The 758-nt window shown below is 33.5% G+C and carries 1 pseudogene; it reads left to right on the top strand.

The features are described from left to right. Nucleotides 1–580 precede the first annotated feature (580 nt). Nucleotides 581–758, top strand: a pseudogene (locus tag ACFILW_RS10440) (ABC transporter ATP-binding protein); the annotation flags it as partial.

Raw genomic sequence — 758 nt, 5'->3', positions numbered from 1 at the left:
ATATTCGCATGCAACTCATTAGCATGGGCGTATGGTATTTTTAGAAGCACCACATAGAGTTTTTGTGGTGCTTTTAAGGTTTTATAAATGTGTATAAAGCCTTTTAAGAGTTTAATAATGCTTGATCGATTTATAAGAAGAATTCGTTATTTTGCATATTAAATGAGAAAGCTCAAACATCGTAAGGCCTTCTTATTTCAAGCACTCTTATCATGCAATGCGGCGAAATTGTTTGCTTACACATCACAAATGGAGATGATACATAAAAAATTATTAAAAAAGCAGAAATGTTTTTTGTGAGCCATTTCAAGTGCCAAAGGCTATCACAATACGGAAATTGGTAAATACACTAGTGAAACCCGCCGGTCTCTTTTATTGAAAACTAAAAATAATGATGAACAACGACTTTTCGTTATACCTTTTACAGAAACTTTGCACTACATTCTTCACTCTCGCCGTCGTGAAATTGATATGATGAGCCTTGAAAGAAAAGACTATTTTTGTAAAAAAGATTAAGGGGCTTTTTAATTAAGAGTGTTTCAATCTTGCATAAAATAATGAGAGAATATAGAAGCACTTCATGGCTAAAAAACAAATTTCCTCTTTCGACAAACATCTTATTATCCGCCTTTTACGAGAAAATTTTCGTAAACATATGCGTTGGTACAGTGCGGCTATTTTCTCAATGATCATCATTTCTTGTACCACAGCAACCAGTGCATGGATTATGCGGGATGTTGTTAATCAGATTATTGATG

This window comes from Bartonella sp. TT110JLCBS (genome assembly GCF_042193405.1).
Taxonomy (GTDB): domain Bacteria; phylum Pseudomonadota; class Alphaproteobacteria; order Rhizobiales; family Rhizobiaceae; genus Bartonella.
Note: the sequence above shows the minus strand (reverse complement) of the source record. Positions and strands in the feature narration are given on the sequence as shown.